Source organism: Streptomyces sp. NWU339, from assembly GCF_003143855.1.
Lineage (GTDB): Bacteria > Actinomycetota > Actinomycetes > Streptomycetales > Streptomycetaceae > Streptomyces.
This window is the reverse complement of record NZ_QFRK01000123.1, coordinates 1-5,490: the sequence shown is the minus strand read 5'-3', so window position 1 is coordinate 5,490 and position 5,490 is coordinate 1. Positions and strand designations below refer to the sequence as shown.

Genomic DNA, 5,490 nt, shown 5'->3' with positions numbered 1-5,490 from the left:
ACAGGCCCTGGGCCCAACGGGGCAACAGGCGTCCGGGGGTGGTACGTCCCAGCCGGTCGGGGCCCAGCCTCCGGGCGATCTTGCTCGGTGTCCCTCAGGATGGTTCCCGGTTGCCCGGCCGCCCGGACGGGCCCGGCAGGCAGCCGTTTCCACCTGCGCGGCCCTCTGGCCGGCCGCCTGACCCCCACCCCCAGGGAGCACCCCATGGCAGTGATGACGGACGCGCTCGTACCGGCGCTGGAGGACACCCGCCAGGCGCATGCGGCGCTCGTCGACCGATTGCGGGCGGATGCGACCATCACGCCGCCCGGCCCGTACCGGCAGCTGCTCGAGCGCCAGGCGGACCACGTCCAGGACAGCCTCCAACGCATCGAGCACCACGCGCGCGAGCTGCGGCCCCCCAGCGGGCTGGGCGAGGACCGCGCCGATCTCGCGCGGTTCCTCTCGCACAGCGCCGTACGCACCGTCCTGCTSCCGCTGACCATCGGRTCCACGCTCGTGACGGACATGCTGCGCGGCCGGCGGCCCACCGACGAGCGGCGGCTGCTGAAAAACGCCCAGGACGAGTACGCGGTCACCGCCCGGGCGCTGGCGGCCTGCCGGGCCGGGCAGAGCATCGCCGAAGAGGCCCACGACCAGGCCACCGCCGGCCTGCTCGCCGCACTGCGCCGCCAGGACGAGGAACTGCTCGAACAACTGGAGGACAGCATCGCCCAGAACGCCCGGGCCGTGGCGGCCGCGGCCAACGGCTTCGTCCAGGAGAACGGCGGCAACTGGGCCGACGCGGCCGCCCGCGCCGTGCGGACCGCCGCCAACCGGGTGCACGACGTCGCGCAGACCGGCGGCCGGCGGGCCCGGGATGCGGCCGGGGGCGCGGTGCGCGAGATGCCCGAGCCGATCCGCATGGCCGAAAAGGTCCAGGGTGCGGTGACCCGGGAGGAGGAATTGCCGATCCCCCGCTTCAGCCAGCTCGGCGTCGACGAAATCCAGCAGCAACTGCGCACACTCTCCCAGTCGGACCTGACGGTCATCGAGGGATACGAACGCACCCACGCCAAGCGGCCCGGAGTCCTGGACGCCATCGAGCAGCTGCGCGGCCGCGAACCCTGGCCCGGCTACGACACCATGAGCCCGGACGAGCTCACCGCCCGGTTGCGGAACGTCCCCGCCGGCATCGCCCGCCAGGTCCAGGAGTACGAACGGCGCCACCGGCAGCGCCAGAAGGTCGTCTCCGCCGCCGAAGCACGCACCGCCCGGTGAACCAGGCGGGTGAGCGTGCCGCCGCCGACAGGTGAATGCAGACAGCCCCTTCCCCTGCAGGCCGCGCACGGGGGCATCATGAGCAGGCCCTGGAGCCTCACCCTCACCCGGGCTCCAGGGCTGCTCGCCGGCAGGGTGTCACTCCCCGGCTTGGATCTCGCTACGGCGCGGCTTTGCCGCTTCCGCCTTGAACACCTTGACGCACAGCACACCCTCGCTCAGCGTCGCCTCGACACCTTCGGCGGTGCTCTCGCTGGGCAGGACGGCGCGGTACTCGAACCGGCCGGTGCGCCGCGTGGGGCGGCGCAGGACGCCGGTGCGCCCACGCTCCTTGAACCCGCCGCTGATGATCTACGTCGGTTTGCACGCCGCCACGACTGCCGGAATTCTCATCAACACCCGTGCCCGATTCGGCTTCACCGCCGCACCCGGCACCACCGACGACGCCCGCCTCCGCCACCTCACCCGCGCCCTGCCACCCCACCACGCGGCCCGCCTCTTCGACGCCCAGGAGACCGGCGCCGGCGAGCAGCAGCTACGGGATATCGCGGCGGCTTGGGTTTTGTCGTGCGGACTGGGGGCGGGGATGTCGGAGGAGGCCTTGGCGGAGTGGCGTCCAGGGAGAGACCGCGAGGGTGTGGTGGCGCGGTTGATGGCGTTGGATCGCCGGGGTGAGCTGACCGTTGATCATGTCCGGCTGGTCGCCGTGTCTTTGGGGGTGTCGGTACGGACTGTATGGCGCTGGGTCGCTGCCGCTCGCCGGCATGGGCGCCTGCCGCCCCGCCGCCCATCACGGGTTGCAGTCACTGGGGTTCTGGGGTGTAGGCCATCAGGTCGCCCGGCTGACAGTCCAGCGCCTTGCAGATGGCGCCAAGGGTGGTCCAGATGATGCCGGACGCCCTGCCGTTCTTGAGCTTGGTGAGGTTGACCCGGCTGATGCCGGTCCTTCGCGACAGCTCGGAAACGGTGACGCCCCGATCCTCCAGCACCTTGTCGAGGGTGACGTGGATGCCGTGGCCACCTGCCGCGTCGTCGGCGTTCGTCTCGGGTGCGGCCTGGTGTGCGCTGGTCATACGACATCGACCTGGCGGTCGTAGGCCGCCTTGCCCTTGCGGTAGACGTCGACGAAGACGTACAGGATGAGGGCGACCGGGATCATGAGGAAGGTGGCTGGCACGTCCCAGGTCACGGTGACGTCGGCGCTGCCGGTGGACAGCAGGTTCGGGAGGGCGAGTTCGGCGCCGAACGCAGCCATCCAGAGCGGGAGCGTCGCGATGGATGCAATCTTCAGGCGGGTGTTGTCCTTGTCCGTGAACCGGTGCTCGGGGGCGTACATTTGGGCCCTCACTCCCCAGATCGCCCAGACGAGGAGAGCGAGAGCGACGCCGATGAAGACGCCGGGGAGGGCGAGGAGGAGGCGTTCCCACTGGGTGGAGTCGAGTTCGACGGTGACGGCGCTGACTTGTCCTGCGATCCCTGGGACGTGGACCTGAGCGGCCTCGCGCTCGCTGAGTAGCACGTTGACGCGGGCCTGGAAGGCGTTCTGGATGCCGATGCCGACGCACACCGCGGGGGCGAGGAGCAGCGGAAGGTTCGCGCCGGCCACCGCCCACTTCCATCCGCGCGTGAGCGAGGCCGGCTCGTCGGGGGAGGGCGGGTCGCTGTGGCGGGCGTCGGGGGAGGGCGCCTTGTTCGAGTTGGGCACGGATTGGTCTCCTCAGGTGTAACGGGTGCGATTGCACCTACCCAAGGTAGTAACGCCTCCCGTTACATGCAACGTCTGGCATTGCATGCTTGGGTGGCGTGCCGCGCCAGCCAGGAATGGCCGGGGAAGCGCTCGGCGTCCCCGTCACCGGCACCTACCGCGCACCGTCCTTCGCCACCGGACGGTTCCCGCTGCCCCCCCGCACGGAACACCGACGGCCCGGGACCGGAGGGCAACCTCGCCGCGGGCCGGGATGTGCTGCGGCGCGCGGAAGGACTCTTTGCGGGCGCCGTGACCCGGCCGCGGGCCCGCCTCGGGCCGCCCGCCGGCGGGCGCTGGCACGTTGTGCAGCGTATGCGTGCCTGACGGGGTGTCGGCTGCGGTGGGACCGGGTTCCGGCTTTCGTGCTCAGGGCGCGACGGGCCGGCCGCGCCGCCGGTGACCCGATCCCAGAGGGCGCAGCGGAGGGTCGTCTCGGCGCGGTAGTCGGGGGCGGTCATCCGGTGGCGGCGGGGCCGGACGTGCGGCAAGGTCCCGCTGACCGCGGCCAGGGACCGCCGCGCCCCGCCGGCGGAGCGGAAGCCCTGCATGGCGCGTTCGCGCTGCCGGGTGGGCCGGTGGCTGTTCTCGGCCCGGTGGTTCCGGCCCCGGTGCGGGCGGTGCCCGGCGGAGGGCATGACCCCGCGGTGGGCCGCGCCGCAGGAGCGCAGCTGGTCGGTGACGATCACCCGCGGCACCGAGCAGGTCCTCTTCAGCAGCCTGCGGAAGAACCGCCGGGCCGCGGCGGTGGCCCTTCGGCCCCGGCCAGGAGGCCGGGCACGGTGCCGGCGGCGTCGACGGCCCGCCACCGGTACTGCCGCACACCGTTGATCTTGACGAACACTTCGTCGAGATGCCACGTGTCGCCGGGCCGGGGCCGTCGGCGGCGCAGTCCGTCGGCGCAGGCCCGACCGAACGTGGCGCACCAGCGGCGGACCGTCTCGTGGGAGACGAGGACGCCGCGCCCGGGCAGCAGCTCCCCGGCCTCGCGGAAGCTGAGCGGAAAGCGGACGGACCGCCCCACGCAGTGGGAGATGACCTCCACCGGGTACCGGTGCCCCGGATACGACGGCGGCGCGCTGTCCACGGACGGTCCCCCTCCACCATGATCAACCCGAAGATCATCCCACCCGGTCAGCCACCGTGACAGCACCCACAGGCATGCTGCCCGCCATGGCCATCGCCGCCCGGCCGCCCGCCGACCGGCTGCTCGCGGAGGGCCCGGAGGCCTCGCTCGGCAAGGCCCTGATCCGCCACATCCGGCCGCGGCCGCCACCGTCACCACGGCCGCGGCCGCGGTGGGGTCCCTGGTGGTGCTGGGCGTGGTGGTGAGCGTGCCGGGGCTCAGCCACTTCTTCGGCAGCCGGCCCCTGGGCCCCGCGGCCTGGACGACCTCGCAGCGGACAAAGGAGTCGTCCCCGGCACGACTCACACGAAAGGCGGCGGACCATGCCGCACATCCTCAACACGATCCTGACCCAGGCGGCGGTCGCCCTGCTCGAGGCCGCCGCGGTCCGGCTGGCCGTCCAGCTCTGGAAGGGCCCTCGGCGCGAGCAGGCGCCCGGCGGCCGCACACGCCTGAGCGGCCGCACGCGCCCGAGCGACCCCGAACCAGCCTGCCCGAATTATCCGTTCAGACGGGTTTATTCGCGTGCATTGATGGAAGGCGGCCAGGAAGAGCCCTCGCCACTCACGCCGCACGGCAGGAGAGGACGGAGATGACTTCCCCAGGTCCACAGACCCAGCCACCGCAGCAGCCGGCCCCGCCCCAGGCCGGGACCCAGACCGAGGAGACCCGCACCCCGGAACCACAGCAGCCCCCGACGGAGCCCCCCGAGGAGAAGCGGACGGGCGGCAAGCTGCTGCACCTGCACACCGCGCACGCCCGGGTTCCGATCCCCTACGTCACCCCGGGCGACATGTTCTCCACCGCCCGCACGACCACGTCCACACTCCCCTCGCCCCGCAAGCTGGCCTTCTACGGCCTCCTCGGCGCCATGGCCGTGGTCGAGGCCGTGGAGTGGCCGATCGCGGTCGCCGTCGGCGCCGCCACCGAAGTGATCACCCGCGAGCAGGCCGCACGCCAGCGCGCCGAACACCAGCACATCGAGCGGGACCGCGCCGCACGCGACCAGGGCCGGCAGGTCGCCACCGAGCGGACAGAGCCCGGGGGGCCCGCGCAGCCAGCGATGGCATGACACGTCCCCGCCCCGAACGTCGGGGGATCCGAACGCCGTCCACGGCGGCTGCTTCATCCTCTCGGCAGCGTTCAGGGTCTTCGGCGGGTACGGATACCGGCGCAGCTCCATGGATCTCATGGCCCAGGCAGCGCGGATGTCGCGGCCGGCTGTCTATCAGTCGATCGATGCGGCCAGGCGAGCGGCGGCTTCGCTGGGATGCAGCGATCGACATCCGGTAGGACCTCGGCGGGCGTTGTCACGTGGGCTGACCGGCCTGGGATGATCTTGGAGTTGATCGTGCCGGAC

The 5,490-nt window shown here is 72.4% G+C and carries 8 protein-coding genes and 2 pseudogenes; 6 read left to right on the top strand and 4 right to left on the bottom strand.

The features are described from left to right. The first annotated feature begins 204 nt into the window (after nt 1-204). Nucleotides 205-1,260, top strand: coding sequence for a hypothetical protein (locus tag DIZ27_RS43770; RefSeq protein WP_109383826.1), 1,056 nt, complete (start codon nt 205-207; stop codon nt 1,258-1,260). Nucleotides 1,261-1,398: 138 nt separating this feature from the next. Here DIZ27_RS43770 and DIZ27_RS43765 read toward each other — a convergent pair whose 3' ends face one another. Next, a complete protein-coding gene (locus tag DIZ27_RS43765; RefSeq protein ID WP_258308894.1) occupies nt 1,399-1,569 on the bottom strand; it encodes an HSP20 family small heat-shock protein in 171 nt (56 codons plus the stop codon). 58 nt (nt 1,570-1,627) lie between these two features. Here DIZ27_RS43765 and DIZ27_RS48285 point away from each other — a divergent pair. Further along, nucleotides 1,628-1,813 (top strand): annotated as a pseudogene (locus DIZ27_RS48285) (XRE family transcriptional regulator); the annotation flags it as partial. 250 nt (nt 1,814-2,063) lie between these two features. Here the strand turns inward: DIZ27_RS48285 and DIZ27_RS43755 are convergent. From DIZ27_RS43755 to DIZ27_RS43745, 3 genes and pseudogenes are all read right to left on the bottom strand, one after another. Continuing rightward, nucleotides 2,064-2,333: a helix-turn-helix transcriptional regulator gene (locus tag DIZ27_RS43755; RefSeq protein ID WP_109383825.1), complete on the bottom strand. Its 270-nt coding sequence runs from the start codon at nt 2,331-2,333 to the stop codon at nt 2,064-2,066. Next, the gene (locus DIZ27_RS43750) at nt 2,330-2,965 is read right to left on the bottom strand and encodes a hypothetical protein (RefSeq protein ID WP_109383824.1); all 636 of its coding nucleotides are present in this window, start codon (nt 2,963-2,965) and stop codon (nt 2,330-2,332) included. Before DIZ27_RS43750 ends, DIZ27_RS43755 begins: the two co-directional genes overlap by 4 nt. A 416-nt stretch (nt 2,966-3,381) precedes the next feature. After that, nucleotides 3,382-4,091: pseudogene (locus tag DIZ27_RS43745) on the bottom strand (IS6 family transposase); the annotation flags it as partial. A 56-nt stretch (nt 4,092-4,147) separates the two neighbouring features. Here DIZ27_RS43745 and DIZ27_RS45465 point away from each other — a divergent pair. From DIZ27_RS45465 to DIZ27_RS49145, 4 genes are all read left to right on the top strand, one after another. After that, on the top strand, nt 4,148-4,336 hold the full coding sequence (locus DIZ27_RS45465; protein WP_146229146.1) for a hypothetical protein: 189 nt from the start codon (nt 4,148-4,150) through the stop codon (nt 4,334-4,336). Nucleotides 4,337-4,453: 117 nt separating this feature from the next. Further along, nucleotides 4,454-4,726 carry a hypothetical protein gene (locus DIZ27_RS45460; protein ID WP_146229145.1) on the top strand — a complete coding sequence of 91 codons (273 nt, stop codon included), beginning with the start codon at nt 4,454-4,456 and terminating at the stop codon, nt 4,724-4,726. Next, nucleotides 4,723-5,202, top strand: coding sequence for a hypothetical protein (locus tag DIZ27_RS43740; RefSeq protein WP_109383823.1), 480 nt, complete (start codon nt 4,723-4,725; stop codon nt 5,200-5,202). The genes DIZ27_RS45460 and DIZ27_RS43740 overlap by 4 nt, the downstream gene beginning before the upstream one ends. Before the next feature lie 55 nt (nt 5,203-5,257). Beyond that, the gene (locus tag DIZ27_RS49145) at nt 5,258-5,467 is read left to right on the top strand and encodes a TetR family transcriptional regulator (RefSeq protein WP_109383822.1); all 210 of its coding nucleotides are present in this window, start codon (nt 5,258-5,260) and stop codon (nt 5,465-5,467) included. The last annotated feature ends 23 nt before the right edge of the window (nt 5,468-5,490 follow it).